General features: G+C 31.9%; 20 protein-coding genes. 16 read left to right on the plus strand and 4 right to left on the minus strand.

The window, feature by feature from the left end:
- Nucleotides 1–25: 25 nt before the first annotated feature.
- Together GKR88_04275 and GKR88_04280 are read left to right on the plus strand one after the other, a co-directional pair.
- Nucleotides 26–397, plus strand: coding sequence for a transposase (locus tag GKR88_04275; GenBank protein ID QMU63571.1), 372 nt, complete (start codon nucleotides 26–28; stop codon nucleotides 395–397).
- On the plus strand, nucleotides 397–1,254 hold the full coding sequence (locus tag GKR88_04280) for an IS3 family transposase (GenBank protein QMU63572.1): 858 nt from the start codon (nucleotides 397–399) through the stop codon (nucleotides 1,252–1,254). The genes GKR88_04275 and GKR88_04280 overlap by 1 nt, the downstream gene beginning before the upstream one ends.
- Here the strand turns inward: GKR88_04280 and GKR88_04285 are convergent.
- Nucleotides 1,230–2,633, minus strand: coding sequence for an AAA family ATPase (locus GKR88_04285; protein QMU63573.1), 1,404 nt, complete (start codon nucleotides 2,631–2,633; stop codon nucleotides 1,230–1,232). The genes GKR88_04280 and GKR88_04285 overlap by 25 nt on opposite strands.
- 141 nt (nucleotides 2,634–2,774) lie before the next feature.
- Between GKR88_04285 and GKR88_04290 the strand changes: the two genes are divergently transcribed.
- From GKR88_04290 to GKR88_04340, 11 genes are all read left to right on the plus strand, one after another.
- Nucleotides 2,775–3,026, plus strand: coding sequence for a hypothetical protein (locus GKR88_04290; GenBank protein QMU63574.1), 252 nt, complete (start codon nucleotides 2,775–2,777; stop codon nucleotides 3,024–3,026).
- Nucleotides 3,027–3,117: 91 nt separating this feature from the next.
- Nucleotides 3,118–4,272, plus strand: a complete 1,155-nt coding sequence (locus GKR88_04295) for a hypothetical protein (GenBank protein ID QMU63575.1) — start codon at nucleotides 3,118–3,120, stop codon at nucleotides 4,270–4,272.
- The gene (locus tag GKR88_04300; GenBank protein ID QMU63576.1) at nucleotides 4,259–4,978 is read left to right on the plus strand and encodes a hypothetical protein; all 720 of its coding nucleotides are present in this window, start codon (nucleotides 4,259–4,261) and stop codon (nucleotides 4,976–4,978) included. Before GKR88_04295 ends, GKR88_04300 begins: the two co-directional genes overlap by 14 nt.
- Before the next feature lie 334 nt (nucleotides 4,979–5,312).
- Nucleotides 5,313–6,803 (plus strand): type IV secretion system DNA-binding domain-containing protein, encoded by a 1,491-nt coding sequence (locus GKR88_04305; protein QMU63577.1) that lies wholly within the window; start codon nucleotides 5,313–5,315, stop codon nucleotides 6,801–6,803.
- Nucleotides 6,804–6,840: 37 nt separating this feature from the next.
- The gene (locus GKR88_04310) at nucleotides 6,841–7,032 is read left to right on the plus strand and encodes a hypothetical protein (GenBank protein ID QMU63578.1); all 192 of its coding nucleotides are present in this window, start codon (nucleotides 6,841–6,843) and stop codon (nucleotides 7,030–7,032) included.
- A gap of 112 nt (nucleotides 7,033–7,144) precedes the next feature.
- Complete coding sequence (locus GKR88_04315; protein QMU63579.1) at nucleotides 7,145–7,375, plus strand: hypothetical protein; 231 nt, start codon at nucleotides 7,145–7,147, stop codon at nucleotides 7,373–7,375.
- Between the two features lie 28 nt (nucleotides 7,376–7,403).
- Nucleotides 7,404–7,775 carry a DUF2958 domain-containing protein gene (locus GKR88_04320; protein QMU63580.1) on the plus strand — a complete coding sequence of 124 codons (372 nt, stop codon included), beginning with the start codon at nucleotides 7,404–7,406 and terminating at the stop codon, nucleotides 7,773–7,775.
- Entirely contained in the window at nucleotides 7,759–8,364 is a 606-nt protein-coding gene (locus GKR88_04325; GenBank protein QMU63581.1) for a hypothetical protein, read from the plus strand. Before GKR88_04320 ends, GKR88_04325 begins: the two co-directional genes overlap by 17 nt.
- 28 nt (nucleotides 8,365–8,392) lie before the next feature.
- A complete protein-coding gene (locus GKR88_04330; protein QMU63582.1) occupies nucleotides 8,393–8,860 on the plus strand; it encodes a hypothetical protein in 468 nt (155 codons plus the stop codon).
- The gene (locus tag GKR88_04335; GenBank protein QMU63583.1) at nucleotides 8,857–9,393 is read left to right on the plus strand and encodes a hypothetical protein; all 537 of its coding nucleotides are present in this window, start codon (nucleotides 8,857–8,859) and stop codon (nucleotides 9,391–9,393) included. The genes GKR88_04330 and GKR88_04335 overlap by 4 nt, the downstream gene beginning before the upstream one ends.
- 47 nt (nucleotides 9,394–9,440) lie before the next feature.
- On the plus strand, nucleotides 9,441–9,731 hold the full coding sequence (locus GKR88_04340; GenBank protein QMU63584.1) for a hypothetical protein: 291 nt from the start codon (nucleotides 9,441–9,443) through the stop codon (nucleotides 9,729–9,731).
- A 228-nt stretch (nucleotides 9,732–9,959) separates the two neighbouring features.
- On the opposite strand, the gene GKR88_04345 is transcribed toward GKR88_04340, so the two are convergent.
- Together GKR88_04345 and GKR88_04350 are read right to left on the minus strand one after the other, a co-directional pair.
- Entirely contained in the window at nucleotides 9,960–10,499 is a 540-nt protein-coding gene (locus GKR88_04345) for a hypothetical protein (GenBank protein ID QMU63585.1), read from the minus strand.
- A 5-nt stretch (nucleotides 10,500–10,504) separates the two neighbouring features.
- On the minus strand, nucleotides 10,505–10,762 hold the full coding sequence (locus tag GKR88_04350) for a hypothetical protein (protein QMU63586.1): 258 nt from the start codon (nucleotides 10,760–10,762) through the stop codon (nucleotides 10,505–10,507).
- A 129-nt stretch (nucleotides 10,763–10,891) separates the two neighbouring features.
- Between GKR88_04350 and GKR88_04355 the strand changes: the two genes are divergently transcribed.
- Both GKR88_04355 and GKR88_04360 read left to right on the plus strand, forming a co-directional pair.
- Nucleotides 10,892–11,140, plus strand: coding sequence for an XRE family transcriptional regulator (locus tag GKR88_04355; GenBank protein QMU63587.1), 249 nt, complete (start codon nucleotides 10,892–10,894; stop codon nucleotides 11,138–11,140).
- Nucleotides 11,141–11,150: 10 nt separating this feature from the next.
- Nucleotides 11,151–11,477, plus strand: coding sequence for a DUF3024 domain-containing protein (locus GKR88_04360; protein QMU63588.1), 327 nt, complete (start codon nucleotides 11,151–11,153; stop codon nucleotides 11,475–11,477).
- A gap of 7 nt (nucleotides 11,478–11,484) precedes the next feature.
- Here the strand turns inward: GKR88_04360 and GKR88_04365 are convergent, their stop codons facing one another.
- Nucleotides 11,485–11,877, minus strand: coding sequence for a helix-turn-helix domain-containing protein (locus tag GKR88_04365; protein QMU63589.1), 393 nt, complete (start codon nucleotides 11,875–11,877; stop codon nucleotides 11,485–11,487).
- Between the two features lie 165 nt (nucleotides 11,878–12,042).
- Here GKR88_04365 and GKR88_04370 point away from each other — a divergent pair, with 165 nt between their 5' ends.
- Nucleotides 12,043–13,593, plus strand: a complete 1,551-nt coding sequence (locus GKR88_04370) for a hypothetical protein (protein ID QMU63590.1) — start codon at nucleotides 12,043–12,045, stop codon at nucleotides 13,591–13,593.
- Nucleotides 13,594–13,773: the final 180 nt, after the last annotated feature.

Raw genomic sequence — 13,773 nt, forward strand, 5'->3', positions numbered from 1 at the left:
TATGTATACAAAAAACAACAAGTATATGTATAAAAATGATGGATATGTAAGACGTTATAGTGAGAGTTTTAAACTCAAAGTATTAGCAGAACTTACCAAAGGAAACCATTCCAAAAGACAAATTGCCTTAACTTACGGCATACAATCTAGTACGATAAACGTATGGATTAAAAAATATGACCGTAAAGATTTAATGAACACCCGTGTAACCGTGCAAACAGACGACGAATTATCCCGTATTAAAGCCCTTCAAAAAGAGCTAAAACAACTCAAAGATCTTCTTATTAAAAAGGATCTAGATAAACTTGTGAATGATAGTTATCTTGAAGTAGCTGCTGAAAATCTTGGCTATAAAAATGTTGAAGAATTAAAAAAAAACTTAAACATAAAGCCTTAATGAAAATAGCACCGATTAATAGAAAAAAAAGAAGGTACGCCATCGCTACTATTTGTAATGCTTTCGAGTTAAAAAGAGATGCTTATTACAAATATCAAAAAAGGTTTGTTCTTAAAAAACAAATAGAACAAAATGTAATAATGCTTGTTAAAAAAAGCAGGAAAACATTACCCAGAGAAGGTACTAGAAAGCTAATGAAATCCTTACATAATGATTTTAGGAAACAGAATATAAATATAGGTAGAGACCAGTTATTTAGAATCTTAAAAGAAAATAATTTGTTAATTAGAAGGAAAAAATATTCTTCTAAAACAACCAACTCTTACCATCGTTTTTATAAATATAAAAATATCATAAAAGACCTGATCATTAATAGACCTAACCAAGTTTGGGCTTCGGATATTACCTATATAAGAACTATAAATGGATTTTGTTATTTAGCACTTATTACTGATATGTATTCAAGAAAAATAGTAGGCTATGATATTAGTGATAGTTTAGAACTTAAAGGCTGTGTTAGAGCTTTAAATAAAGCTATTTATCAAACTAAAAATACCGAAGAAATCATACATCATTCTGATAGAGGAATACAATATTGTAGCAATGTTTATACTCAAATTTTGAAAAGAAAAAAGATACAAATCAGTATGACCCAAGAAAATCATTGCTACGAAAACGCAATGGCCGAAAGAGTTAACGGAATTTTAAAAGATGAATTCTTCCTCGACCAAACATTTACAAATATCAATCACGCCAAAAAAGCAACAAAAAATGCAATCAAATTATATAATAATAAAAGATTACATTTATCTTTAGATTATAAAACACCTAATTACGTGCACAAAAATGTAGCATAAATTTTAATAATTAACTGTAGCCCTATTTTAGGACGAGACATTAGTAATTCTCCATTATGTAACTTATCATAATAATTAATTCCTTTTTCAGGAAAAACATTTTTGAAAACACGTTTAATATCATCAAAATTAAATTCAGATAACCTATAAGTAATAAACTCTTTTTCTCCGATTGTTACGGGTTTATATCGTCCACTAAAAATGATTTGACAATTATAATCTTTTTTAAAATCTCGTATTTCTCTTATTAATGTTGATTCCTCTTTACCACTATACTCATCAAAGCCATCAATTAATAATATTAAGGGTATATTTTTGATTGTCTCTAAGCTAAGTTTAAATCGTTTTAGACTATATTTAATTAGTGCCAATAAATCTGAATTATAAGATTGTAATTCAATAAAAACTGGAAGTTGTTTATTTTGGTGTGAAAGTTTATAGGCTATCCATTTCAATATTGTTGTTTTCCCTGAACCTGCTGGAGATAAGATAAAAGTGTCTTGTTTTTTGTCTAAAACCTCAAATGGGGTATTTTCTTTATTTAAAAAGGTGTCTATTTTAGCAATTTCTTCCTTTAACTCATTTATTAATAGTAAGTCTTGGCTATCTTCTACTTTTTGTTGATGTTTTAATTCATTTTCAAGCAAATTTTTATTCTCTTCTATTCTCTTATCAATTATAAAAAAAGGAAGCTCAACGACTTCATTTATAGGTATTGGGAAACCATCAAATCCAACACGTATTTCTTTAAATTCATTTTTTAATTCTTCTTTATATAAAGCTACACCTTTATATACTTCTAATGGGCTTTTCTCAAAAGGAACATCATCTCTATTTTCAGACAATTCTATTTCTATTCCTTGATCATTAAATTGAAAAAAGGAGAGCTTAAAATTAGGAGATAATTCTGGTCTTATACCAATTAGTTTTATTTTTTTTAATAAATGATTTATAAATGCTTCTGTATGTAAATTTGATATTATTGGTAGAGATTTTGCTTCAATAATATCAAAAAAAATAATTAAATCTTTTAAATATGGAATACTCTCTTTTGGATTTTGATAATCTCTAGCGATAGAAAAAAAGAAGTAACATAAAATAGCGTTGAAAGTTCTTATAGGTAATTTGCCAGTTTTGATATGACCAGCAATCGATTCACTCTTAGATTGAAGTTTTATAAAGTCTTTTATTTTTTTGTTTTTATCTAAAGGGTCATCAATTTCAAGTTTATCAATGCCCCAACCTTTCTTGACTAGTGCTGAAGCCCATAAAATATCTTTTGCAACACTATGATGAGGGTTTCCTTTTTTTGGAATAGATAAATCTCCTATTCCATAAAGGAAGTTCCAAAACAATTCTAATTGATTTTTTTGTATCATTTGACGTCAATTTGCCCTATAAAAATACACTTTTTTAAAATCGAATGAATTTTCGAATGATTTTCCCAAAATCGAATGGTGTTTCGAATGACAAACTCCTTATTGTTAAGTAATTGCAATCATAATATTAAAACAATAATTATGAGTAAAAACAAAACAAAGATTACAGCAAAGAAGATTCAAAAAGAAACTTCAACGTATTTAAAGAGTATGAATTACTCTAAAATTAGAAGTATGCAAATTTTAGATTCTGAAGGAAAAATCAGATTTCTACACGATGTAAAAGATTCTAAATGCTATGTGCTGTTAGATGGTAGAACCCATCAAACCTATTACACAAAATCGTACCAAAAAGCGATGCGCTTTTACAACAAACTTGTTGCAAGTTGTTGATGTCTTATATGCACCTTGAAAATACTTCAAGGTGCTTTTTACCATTCCAAGAGTTGGAATGCTATTTTAATTTAATGCGAAATATTATGAAATGTTTAAAAACAAAATTAAAAATCAAAACAAGTCAAGAAACCATAAAAATTTGGTTACCGTTATCAAGGCTTCTGATAACCAGTACGTACAACAATTAGAAGAAGTTTATGTAGAAGAAATTATCCCAATTACTTTAGAGAAAGCAAAAGATGATGCAAGTCATAATGTTCCTTCTTCTGAGACGAAGAATTTTATTCAGAGTAATTTTTTAACCACCCGTTTTAACAGGGAAATAATTAATTACAAATCTTCATCTCAAAATTCTCAGCAACAATTTCACATGAACGAGGAAATAAAGATTTTTAAAAGGCAAAAAACTCGCCTTTTGGAGAAAGTAAAGAAAGTAAAAAATGATCTTCGTATTAAGGAAAGAGCCATTGAGAATTTAAAATCGTACCGTGAGAGAATTGCACAATATAATAAAGTATTTCCTGGGATTCTTGGTTTGTGTACAGGGGAGGCACTATTTTCAGCTACGAGTCTGCAACTGCTGATGCCTAATATGCTCCTTAGTTTGTTGGTAGGATGTGTTTTTGGAGTGGCTCTATATTTTTCAGCATTAATAGGTTGTAACATTTTGCGCCGTACAAATACCAGAATTCAATTCATCGGAGCCTTAGCTCTTATTCTAAGTATTGTAGGTGGGGTTTTTCTAACGCTGGGGAATTTTAGGATAGAATATTTAAAGGTAATGTCTAACGGACAAACTGGCTTTGAATTATCCGCCTTTCAATTTATGTCAATTCAATTATTCATGTTCACTTGTGCCTTATTTCTCAAATACAACTATTTGCCTTTAAAATCTGAAATTGAAAAATACCAGCAGTGGAAAAATGCAAAAAAAGGAATCCAAAAAGATGTAAGGAAAAAAAATGATTTAGAGAATACTTTAGAAACTTTAGAACAAAATTTGAGTACAAGCCTTATTACAAGACGAACGCTGATTAGTAGTTCCAAAGATGTAGAGTTGAAAATAAAAGCAATGTATGAAGATGCTTACCAAGTGTATGTTAGTAAGAACATTCATTTTAGAAGTGATTCTATGATTCCAATTTGCTTTGAAGATAATCAAGGATTACCACCATTAACACTGTACTTTCAAGACGATAGTTTACTAGAGTTTAACAATGCTGATATGAATGATGAAATATAAGATATTACTATTGGTTTTTGTTCTTGCTAGTTGCGAGACAGAAACACCAAAAACAGAAGCATACACCATACTGTATGATGTAACTGACCCACTTATTGCAACTCCAAATGTAAGAGAAATTAAGGATTTTGCAAATGCAACCAATACCGATAAAACACTTTTAATTCGGTATTTAGAAATTTCAGATGTAGATTTTAATCCTGTAAGTGAATTGGTACGAAAAGCCAGCAAAGGGGGGCTTTTAAGTAATGCCGTTAATGAGAAACAAGAGGCTGATAGATTTCAAAATAATTTAATCCAACTACTTACACGAAAGGATTCTATTATTCCATCCTCTCACTCATCCATTTTTGGACCGATTATCTCCGAGGTTAAAATACTGGCATCACTTCCAGAGAAAACCAACAAACGTATTATTGTTTACAGTGATTTGATGGAGAATAGTAATTGGCTTTCATTTTATCGCACTCGCGATGTTTTGTTATTACAACGTCATCCCGAGAAACTGATAAAAAGTTATTTACAAAAGGCAGAAGGTTTAGAAAACATCTCGAAACTTAGTGTACATATTGTTTTTATTCCTAAAAACAATGCAGAAAATGAACGCTATTTGAGACTTCAAGAAGTATATACAACTGTATTTGATAGCTTGAAAATTCCTATTTCATTCTCGGCGAATCTTACCAAAGCCCAAGATGATTTATGAGTTGAAAAGCATATCTAATGATAGATGAAAAAGCAGTGGAAACACTGCTTTTTAAAACAGCTTAAAAAAATATTTCTACGAATATAAAAACGAATACAAAACGATAAAATGAAAACACTTTTTATAATACTAGGATTTCTTTTAAAAATTTGTCTCATAAGTATTTATTGCCTCACAAGAGGTAGTGAGGTATTACTTACAGCATTCAATTCCGCCTTTAAAAAGCTGATTGATGTAAATATGAAATAAGTCAGTTGGGCAGCAAGAAAAAGAACATAAAAAAAAGACAAAAAAATAGAAATAATAAATAACAACAAACGCATAATATAAAAATATGATACATGATATTTTAGATAGTATTTCAGACGGATTAGATAGTTTACTTCAACAAATAGTTGGGAGTAAACACAATTACAAAGGAAAGTTAGGTAATGCCAGACGAGTACTTAAAAGAAAACATAAAAAAGGCAATGGTCTTAAAATTGGCAATAAATACATCGCTTTAGATCAAATATTAAAAAGTGCATTATTACTCGGGCAGACTGGGTCAGGAAAATCGACAAAAGTTTTTCTACAAAATTTACTTTCTTACAAGGAATTATCGCCAATTTCACTCATTTGTTTAGATTTAGCAAAAGAATTGAGAGATGTCTCTGGTGGTAGTTTACAAGAACATCTTGATGGGGAAGACATCGTTAATTTCTCTGATGCAAATGCAAGTACGACGACGTGGAATCCACTACAAGATTTAAAACCCCAAGACATCCATCGTTTTGCATCAGACTTGGTGGCAAGTACGACTACGCAGAATGCAAATACAGACCCTATTTGGGCAAATCTTAGCACTTCACTAATTAGTTATATAATTCAACTTTTAAAAGGTTTAGAAGTGGTTTTAGGCACAAATAAATTTACCAATTTATACAATGTCAGATATTTAGTTGTTCAACTACAAGGAGAATTTGAAAAAATGAATATGCTGATTGCCAAATACGCAGATGATTTTTTATACAGCAACCTCAAGGCAATTTTAGCTAATGATAAAAAAATGTTGAACAGCATTTTCTCATCCACTTTGTCAGTTCTCAATCTTTGGCAAGATGAACATATAATTCGTATGACTTCCAGCACTACACTTGATATGGAATCCTATCGTTCTCAGAAAAAAATATTATGGATTCAAAGTTCTATTACCCAACAAAAACGATTAATGGGGTTAAACTCATTATTTCTAAAAGCGTGGTTTACCCATATCATGGATGCAGGAATTCCAAAAAAAGAAGACAATACGATTGGATTTCTAGCAGATGAAATGTCAGCAGTTCGAACAATGGACAAGGGCTATATCCCTTTCATTTCCAGTCAAATACGTAAGTTTAAATCATTCGGCGTCTTTGGTTTTCAGTCCTATAGCCAATGTATAGAATTATATGGAAAAGAGGGAGCAACCACCTTAAAAGCGAATACAGGAACGGTATTGTATTTAGGGCAACAAGATTTAGAAACGGCTACTCATATTAGCAAGTCTTTAGGAAGATATTCTTATGAAAAAGATGGAAAAACGCTATCAAGAGAAGTACTTACTCCAGAAGAAGTGATGCACAGCCATACCAAAGAAGGAGGTTTTTTATTGTGTAATAATGAAAGACCTATACAGCTAAAACGTATCAAACCCTATTATGTAGATAGAAAAATGAAAAAGCAAGCAGAAATACCAACGCCAGAGGTTTTTGCAAACAATCCTATGCCTGAACTTTTGCCGATTGATGCGTTGATTGGTGCTGTTGAAACAGAAGATTCAGTAGTTAGTAAAGCAGTACAATAGATAAATAAATAACTTAATGATAAAGCATATACAAATTATGAAAAACAACAAAACAGACGTAAAAATGAAATTTTTGGAAGCAATTACAACACTTATTATGTGCATCGCTTTTTGTGCAGTGATAAAAATTGATTTAAAAAAATCAGATCTTACAAAAAGAATAGAAAGGCGATTGGATAGTATTGAATGCATCTTGAATAACAAATTTAAAACACCATTAAAAAAATGAAAACAAAAAACACTTCTATGTTCGGCATTTCATCCGTACTAAACAAAGCCATTGTTTTTGCTGAAAAAGGCTTGGAAACCCTGTCTATAAAACTAGAAAATAAAGTAGATAGATGGACAGGAAAGAAAACAAACGTCAAGAATGGATTAACAAAAGAGAGAAAGAACGAAAAGAACAATTACAAATGATTGCAGAGGAGCATCAAGGTTTTTTAGAAATGCAAGCTGAAACAAAAGCTACACCTAATACAGAAAAACAAATTAAGGAACGATTTGAAGCATTAGAAGCCCAAGATAAAGCAAATGAAAATGAAGCCTCTTTAGATGCCGATGTTGAACGCTAAAAATAAATAAGGATTAAAATTTACCATTATGAAATTAATCACAAAAGAAATACAACAACGTTTTGCCGAAATAGGCGATCAATCAGAAAACAAAAATCCAATCCTTGTTACTAGATTTTTTGACCCTTGTGGTACTGCCTCTTGGTATCCCACTGAATATAACCCCGAAACAGATACTTGTTATGGTTATGTTCTTTGGTTAACACAGAAAGAATGGAGAACATTTTCTATAAGTGAATTAGAATCTATTGGGCGTCCTTCTGGGCTTAGAATTGAACGAGATGTTGATTTTGAAGAAAAAACGTTGAATGAATTTACTGCTGTAAAGAGAATAATTGAACTCAATATAGAAGAACTCAAAAACAAAACACAAGACCAAGAGTATGATAGAGAACGATAAGATTAGGAACAGTAATAAAGAAAAACAAGATTTAGCAAATAAGAAGTCTTCTATTTTACAGCTAGTATGGGAATTTGATACTCAAGAAGAATTTATCAAATCCCAAATGCAAGATTTTAGCATCGGTCAGAAGATAAAAGGTTTAGGTACGATAGATGACATGACTCACACCCAAGTCAAGATAGGCGATATGTGGATTGATAAATCAATTGTCATTCCTAAAGAAAAATTATCTACTTCAAGAATTTCAAGGATATTAAAAACACCTCCCAAGATGATTATTCCTGTTCATATTCGCTATTTAAGACAAATTGAAAAAGATGTCTATAAACATCCCTCATTGCGTAGTGAAGCCTTAAATAAAGTGATTAAGAACTGTACAGGAAAATCATTAAGTGATGAACCATATTTTGTTAGTAGTGTTCTTTTTAAGATTAAACGTTTTCATGATGACAGAAGTAAAGAGTTAGCAGAAATATTTCGTACCGCAAGATCACTAGGGTTACCTACTGACATCGTCAAACAACGTTTGAATGCACTTAGTATTGAACAAGCAGATATGTCTTACCAAACTGAAATTGAACGCTAATATTTTTTTAAGGTACCCATAGTAAAAGATGATAACAACAGAATTTCCATACAAAGATGTACAAACGTATCTAAATGCTACAGGTGTTTTAGAAACAGGCACAGCAGAAGAAATAACTCAAGCACGAAAAGTGTTCCGTAAATTGTATTTACAGCAGTATCAAAAGCGTAGATATAACAAAACGCATATAAATATTAGTATTTCTTTTTCAAAAAAAGAGAAAGAAGTAATGCAAAAACTCGCAATTGAAAACGGAAAAAAACTCGCTCGTTTTTTAAAAGACATAGCACTTGATTATGCAAAAGATAGTGCAGGAAATGTAAAAGCACCTACCAACACAAAGAATTTTATAGAAATAAAACGTCTGTTATCATTGAGTTATGATATTGTTGAAATGCTCCATTTTGAAAATAGTTATTCAGAATTACAACAAAGTTATGAAGAATTACTACATCTTTTTAAACAACTAGAAACGCTCTTAGAACCTATTAAATGATCGTAAAAAGTATTTCTCACACAAGTGATAGAAAGTCCGCTAGAAAGCTGATTAAATACATCTTTGATGCTAGAAAACCATTCAAAGACCCAAATGGAAAGCAATTAGTATTTAAACAGCATTTAAGAAGCTACGACAAAGACAAATGGGCAAAACAGTTTGAAGATTTAGAACAAGCAAGGCAATCTTTTTATGCCAATAAATCGGTGATTTGTTATCACGAAGTTATCTCTTTTTCTGATAAATCAACCAAATATTTAAACAGAAACATCATTAAAGATTTGGTAAACAAATACATCAAATTAAGAAGTAATGAACAGATGTTATGCGTTGGAGCGGTGCATTTTGAGAAGAACAAAAATTATCATGCACATTTGATTTTTAGCGGTATAAAGACATCAGATTTTAAGAGTGCAAGAATCAGCAAAAAAAGGCTATCAGAGATAAAAAACCAGCTCCAGGCTTACCAAATAGCTAAATATCCTCAATTAGAAGATAGTGTGGTACGACATGGATTAAAAAAAAAGAATTAACCAAAGCCTATTCTGAAAAAGAAACTCAATATAAGAAACGGATGGCAATGCCATCGGATAAAGATATCATCTTTAGGAAAATAAAAGATTATTTTCAAAAAAGTAATAGCCTTACTCAATTTGAAAAACTACTGCAAAAAAACAATATCAAAACCTATCATCGTAATGGAAAACTAACAGGCGTGTATTATAGAAAACGAAAGTATCGTTTTAAACATAGTCTTGGGATTGACTTGCAATTGCTACTTTTAAAAGATAAAACACAGGAGCGTTTTGCCTCCTTACAAAGACAAAGAAACCAACAAGATTTAGACAGATCCAATGATATAGAACGCTAGAAAAAAGCGTTCTATTTTTTTGGTGGCGGTAAAAGGGAGTTTGAGGGAAGCCCTCAACCAGATGCAAGTTTTATTGATAACGTTAGTTTCAATTAAACTTGCAATCTGGCTCTTCGCAGATGTTCTAAAAGATTGCTTACGCAGTTTGCTTTCGACTTAGCTGACATCAGAAGACCGAATGTCCTAAAAGCCCGCAGGCGACTTAGGACATTTGCACCATAAAGGACATTACTTATCTAATTTCCAACCTGTATCAAACAAAGTAAATGTTACCTCATCTTCAAAAGTCTCACTAGAGCATTCCTCTTTTCTACCTCGCAAGTAATATAAATCATTAGTTCGATATTTATAGCTAAATCGTACCGTTGCTTTATTGGTATTCTCATCATGAGAAACTCCAAGAATTTCAGTAACATAACCATCTGCAATTCTATATTTTTCCCTCCCCACAAAATATTTAGACTTCATCGCCTGTGTAGGCCTAAGACTTATTTCATAACGTCCGCCACCACCAAAACCAGAAATAAATCTTCTGTTTATTGTAACCAGTCCATTTTTTTCTGCTGATTCAGCGTTGCTTATAAAAGTATTATACTTCTTATCATAACTATTGAAGGCAGTTAATAATGACTTACTGCAAGACGCTTTAAATTCTTTAGTAAGAATTGTCATGGCTTCTTCTGAACTCAACTCTACTTTAGAATTACACGAGGACATAGCGATAAATAAAAATGATAAGAGACTAAAAAATAATGTTGTTGTTCTCATAATTTTTAATCTTTACATTCCACTTTTACACAATTAGTTCTGCGTACCATATCATCTGCCTCACATTTGTAGCATTTACCATCTTTCTTGGCTTCCCATGAAACATTTGAGCCACCACGCTTCACATTAGAAATGCTGACTTGACTAGCAAGAGTATTACCAATAGTTGTTGCAGTTGCGCGTTGCAAGGATGCTGACGTTGATTTGCAAGAATTAAGCATTAACACGCCTAGAAGTGCCATTAATAAAAAAGTTTTTTTCATAATTAGTATGTTTTTAGAATTATACAAGGCAAACATAAGAAAAATGTATCAATAATGTGGTAATTTATATGTTGTAACGTAAAATATCTAAAACCATGAATTTTACCTTTATTAAAAACCGTAGAACTCATGGCAAAAAAGACGACAGCAAAAAGCAAAACACTAGACCCAAAAATTATACAAGTAGCCGAAAAACTGGAAAAAATAAGAATAGCCAATGGCTATACCTCCTATGAGAATTTTGCTATTGAGCATGGTATTTCAAGGATGCAGTATTGGCGTATGGAAAAAGGAACAAACTTTACCTTTGAAAGCCTGCTTAGAATATTAGAGGCACACAAGATGAGCTTAAGTGCATTCTTTTCTGATTTTGAATAACCAATTGATTATGCAAATAGATTTAGTTTCCAAATTAACACATGACTATCTAGCAAGTAGATTAGCTCCTAATCAAAAGAAAGAAGACCAAAATATTTTCTTTACGTATGAAAATCAAACTCTAGAGATTTATTCTATTATGGAAGGTTTTGACGGGACTTCTGTTAAATTTCCAAATGCAAAAGCAAAACGAATCAAATCAAAAGGAATTTGGAAAGTGTATTGTATGGGACAATCTATGAAGTGGGAACTCTACAAGCCACACTCAGAAGTAAAAGATATTAACGAATTTTTAAAATTAATTGACAAGGATAAATACACTATGTTTTGGAGCTAATATGCCATTAAGATTTCTTACCGATAGCATTAAGTTCTGCCAAACGGTTTTTCATTTTTACATTCTGTAGTTGCTCAACACGGTCTTTCTCAATGACTGTATCAAGCATGATATTAATCACATTCTTGTTGTATTCAGAAAGTTCGTTAATCATTTCTACTTTCTGAGCCACCGAACGATCTTTAATATCTGAAGACTGAAATAATTCTATTACAGAAACACCCAGTGCATCGGCTATACGAACAATAGACGATAAGTTTGGATTCGTACCACCACGCTCTAAACGTGAATAGGTAGGTACAAGCATTTCTGCACCATCTGCTACATCTTGTTGGGTGAGTCCTTTTTCTTTACGAATTCGTTTGATGTTTTGAAGTAAAAACAAGTGTGTAGCTTCCATATTTAGGCTATTTTATATAATTAAATGTCGATTTCCGACTCAAATGTAGGTCAAATTATTTATAACAGCAAAAAACACAAGTTTTATTTTTATATATAAACTTATAAGTTTATATTTGCTTTAATTAATTGTGTAATACGTTTCTAAAATAATTAACTGTACATTATGAATCAACTCGACACTTCAAATCCTAATCATTTTAAATTCTCAACCGAAGTCTTAGACTTCCATATTCTAGGTGGTTTATCCGTTTTCGGATTAGACCGTATGCGAATAACCCTTAAAGTAAATACGAGGGAAGATGAATTTCATGCCTTGCGTCATAACATTGATTTGTACAATTCCAATGCGGTAGAAAAACTGGTTCGCAAGTTAGCGGAATATTTAGAAGTGGGTACATCTATTATCAGACGTAGTTTACAAGAACTCATTAACCATCTTGAAAAATACCGAATTGAGTTATTGGATAAAGAAGAAGACGAAGAAGCGGAAGCCTATTTACTATATAAAAAAGAAAGACGCTCGGCAATGGATTTTTTAAAGTCTGAAAATTTACTAGAGAAAACCAACAAACTAATAGGTCAATCTGGTGTTATTGGCGAAGGCAATAATAGGCTATTAATGTATTTGATATTTACCTCTCGTAAAATGGACAATCCACTACACTGCATTTCTTTTGGTTCTAGTGGAAGTGGAAAAACACACCTACAATCTAAAGTAGCCGAACTCATTCCCGAAGAAGAGAGGCTCAGCCTCACGTCTTTATCAAGCAATTCATTCTATTACTTCAAAAGAAACGAGCTAAAAAACAAGCTCATTTTAATTGAAGATTTAGATGGTGCTGATGATGTTTTATATCCACTACGAGAATTACAGACCAAAAAGAAGATTACCAAATCAGTCGTACAAAAGGGAATTGGCGGACAAGGCAAAACCAAAAACTTAACGGTTGAAGGACCCGTTTCTGTTGCTGGATGTACCACCCAAGAAAAACTGTATGAGGATAATTCTAATCGTTCCTTTCTGCTTTACATTGATGAAAGCGAAGCACAGGATAATAGAATAATGGATTATCAGAGGTTACTATCAGCAGGGAAGATTGATATGGATAAAATGTCTGAGGCGACTCGCCTCTTGCAAAATGTACAGCGATGTTTAAAGACGTTTACCGTCCGCAATCCTTATGCAGAATATTTGATATTACCACGTTCGGTATTCAAACCAAGACGTACCAATGCACACTATTTGCAATTCATAGAAGCCATTACTTTCTACTACCAATATGGGCGTGAGAAAAAATATGATATCCATACTGGCGAAGAATATATTGAAACGAGTATAGAAGATATCAAACAAGCTAATACACTTATCAAATCCATATTACTTCGTAAATCAGATCCTTTAAATGGTGCAACACGAAATTACCTCGAACGTCTCAAGACGTATTTGGCAGAAAAAAAGGATACTGTATTTACCAATCAAAATATCCGAAAGGAAATGCGAATAGCGGAAACCACATTACGCAGATACCACCACTTGTTAGTACAAGAAGGCTATATCAAAAAGCGTAATGATATTAAAGGCAATTCTTTTTCTTATGAAATCGTAGATGTAGATGAGTACAAGAATTTAGAAAAGCAGATTAATGAAGCGTTGGATAATTGTATAAAACGCATTGAAGGTTTAGATAATATGGATAATAGAAAGGCAAGTTAATGATATCCGCAAGAGTAGAAATACCTTGCCTACGGCGGCTCGCCGTCCGCCACTCGCCACAGGTTCGCCACTGGCAAAATGGCGAACCTAAGTGTTTGATAATTAAAGAGTAAGAGCCAATTCGCCACAAAAAATAAAATATAAGGTAGGTATGAAAAAAGTCGAGAGGCTCGACACCCA

It is taken from the genome of Flavobacteriaceae bacterium, from assembly GCA_014075215.1.
GTDB lineage: Bacteria > Bacteroidota > Bacteroidia > Flavobacteriales > Flavobacteriaceae > Polaribacter.

Bases quoted from the DNA above. Each gene is read 5' to 3' on its own strand.
- GKR88_04315 (QMU63579.1), top strand. From the start codon at position 7,145: ATGGACAGGAAAGAAAACAAACGTCAAGAATGGATTAACAAAAGAGAG.
- GKR88_04355 (QMU63587.1), top strand. From the start codon at position 10,892: ATGGCAAAAAAGACGACAGCAAAAAGCAAAACACTAGACCCAAAAATT.
- GKR88_04280 (QMU63572.1), top strand. From the start codon at position 397: ATGAAAATAGCACCGATTAATAGAAAAAAAAGAAGGTACGCCATCGCT.
- GKR88_04360 (QMU63588.1), top strand. From the start codon at position 11,151: ATGCAAATAGATTTAGTTTCCAAATTAACACATGACTATCTAGCAAGT.
- GKR88_04300 (QMU63576.1), top strand. From the start codon at position 4,259: ATGATGAAATATAAGATATTACTATTGGTTTTTGTTCTTGCTAGTTGC.
- GKR88_04330 (QMU63582.1), top strand. From the start codon at position 8,393: ATGATAACAACAGAATTTCCATACAAAGATGTACAAACGTATCTAAAT.
- GKR88_04285 (QMU63573.1), bottom strand. From the start codon at position 2,633: ATGATACAAAAAAATCAATTAGAATTGTTTTGGAACTTCCTTTATGGA.
- GKR88_04325 (QMU63581.1), top strand. From the start codon at position 7,759: ATGATAGAGAACGATAAGATTAGGAACAGTAATAAAGAAAAACAAGAT.
- GKR88_04305 (QMU63577.1), top strand. From the start codon at position 5,313: ATGATACATGATATTTTAGATAGTATTTCAGACGGATTAGATAGTTTA.
- GKR88_04340 (QMU63584.1), top strand. From the start codon at position 9,441: ATGCCATCGGATAAAGATATCATCTTTAGGAAAATAAAAGATTATTTT.
- GKR88_04335 (QMU63583.1), top strand. From the start codon at position 8,857: ATGATCGTAAAAAGTATTTCTCACACAAGTGATAGAAAGTCCGCTAGA.
- GKR88_04345 (QMU63585.1), bottom strand. From the start codon at position 10,499: ATGAGAACAACAACATTATTTTTTAGTCTCTTATCATTTTTATTTATC.
- GKR88_04350 (QMU63586.1), bottom strand. From the start codon at position 10,762: ATGAAAAAAACTTTTTTATTAATGGCACTTCTAGGCGTGTTAATGCTT.
- GKR88_04275 (QMU63571.1), top strand. From the start codon at position 26: ATGTATAAAAATGATGGATATGTAAGACGTTATAGTGAGAGTTTTAAA.
- GKR88_04295 (QMU63575.1), top strand. From the start codon at position 3,118: ATGTTTAAAAACAAAATTAAAAATCAAAACAAGTCAAGAAACCATAAA.
- GKR88_04310 (QMU63578.1), top strand. From the start codon at position 6,841: ATGAAAAACAACAAAACAGACGTAAAAATGAAATTTTTGGAAGCAATT.
- GKR88_04290 (QMU63574.1), top strand. From the start codon at position 2,775: ATGAGTAAAAACAAAACAAAGATTACAGCAAAGAAGATTCAAAAAGAA.
- GKR88_04365 (QMU63589.1), bottom strand. From the start codon at position 11,877: ATGGAAGCTACACACTTGTTTTTACTTCAAAACATCAAACGAATTCGT.
- GKR88_04370 (QMU63590.1), top strand. From the start codon at position 12,043: ATGAATCAACTCGACACTTCAAATCCTAATCATTTTAAATTCTCAACC.
- GKR88_04320 (QMU63580.1), top strand. From the start codon at position 7,404: ATGAAATTAATCACAAAAGAAATACAACAACGTTTTGCCGAAATAGGC.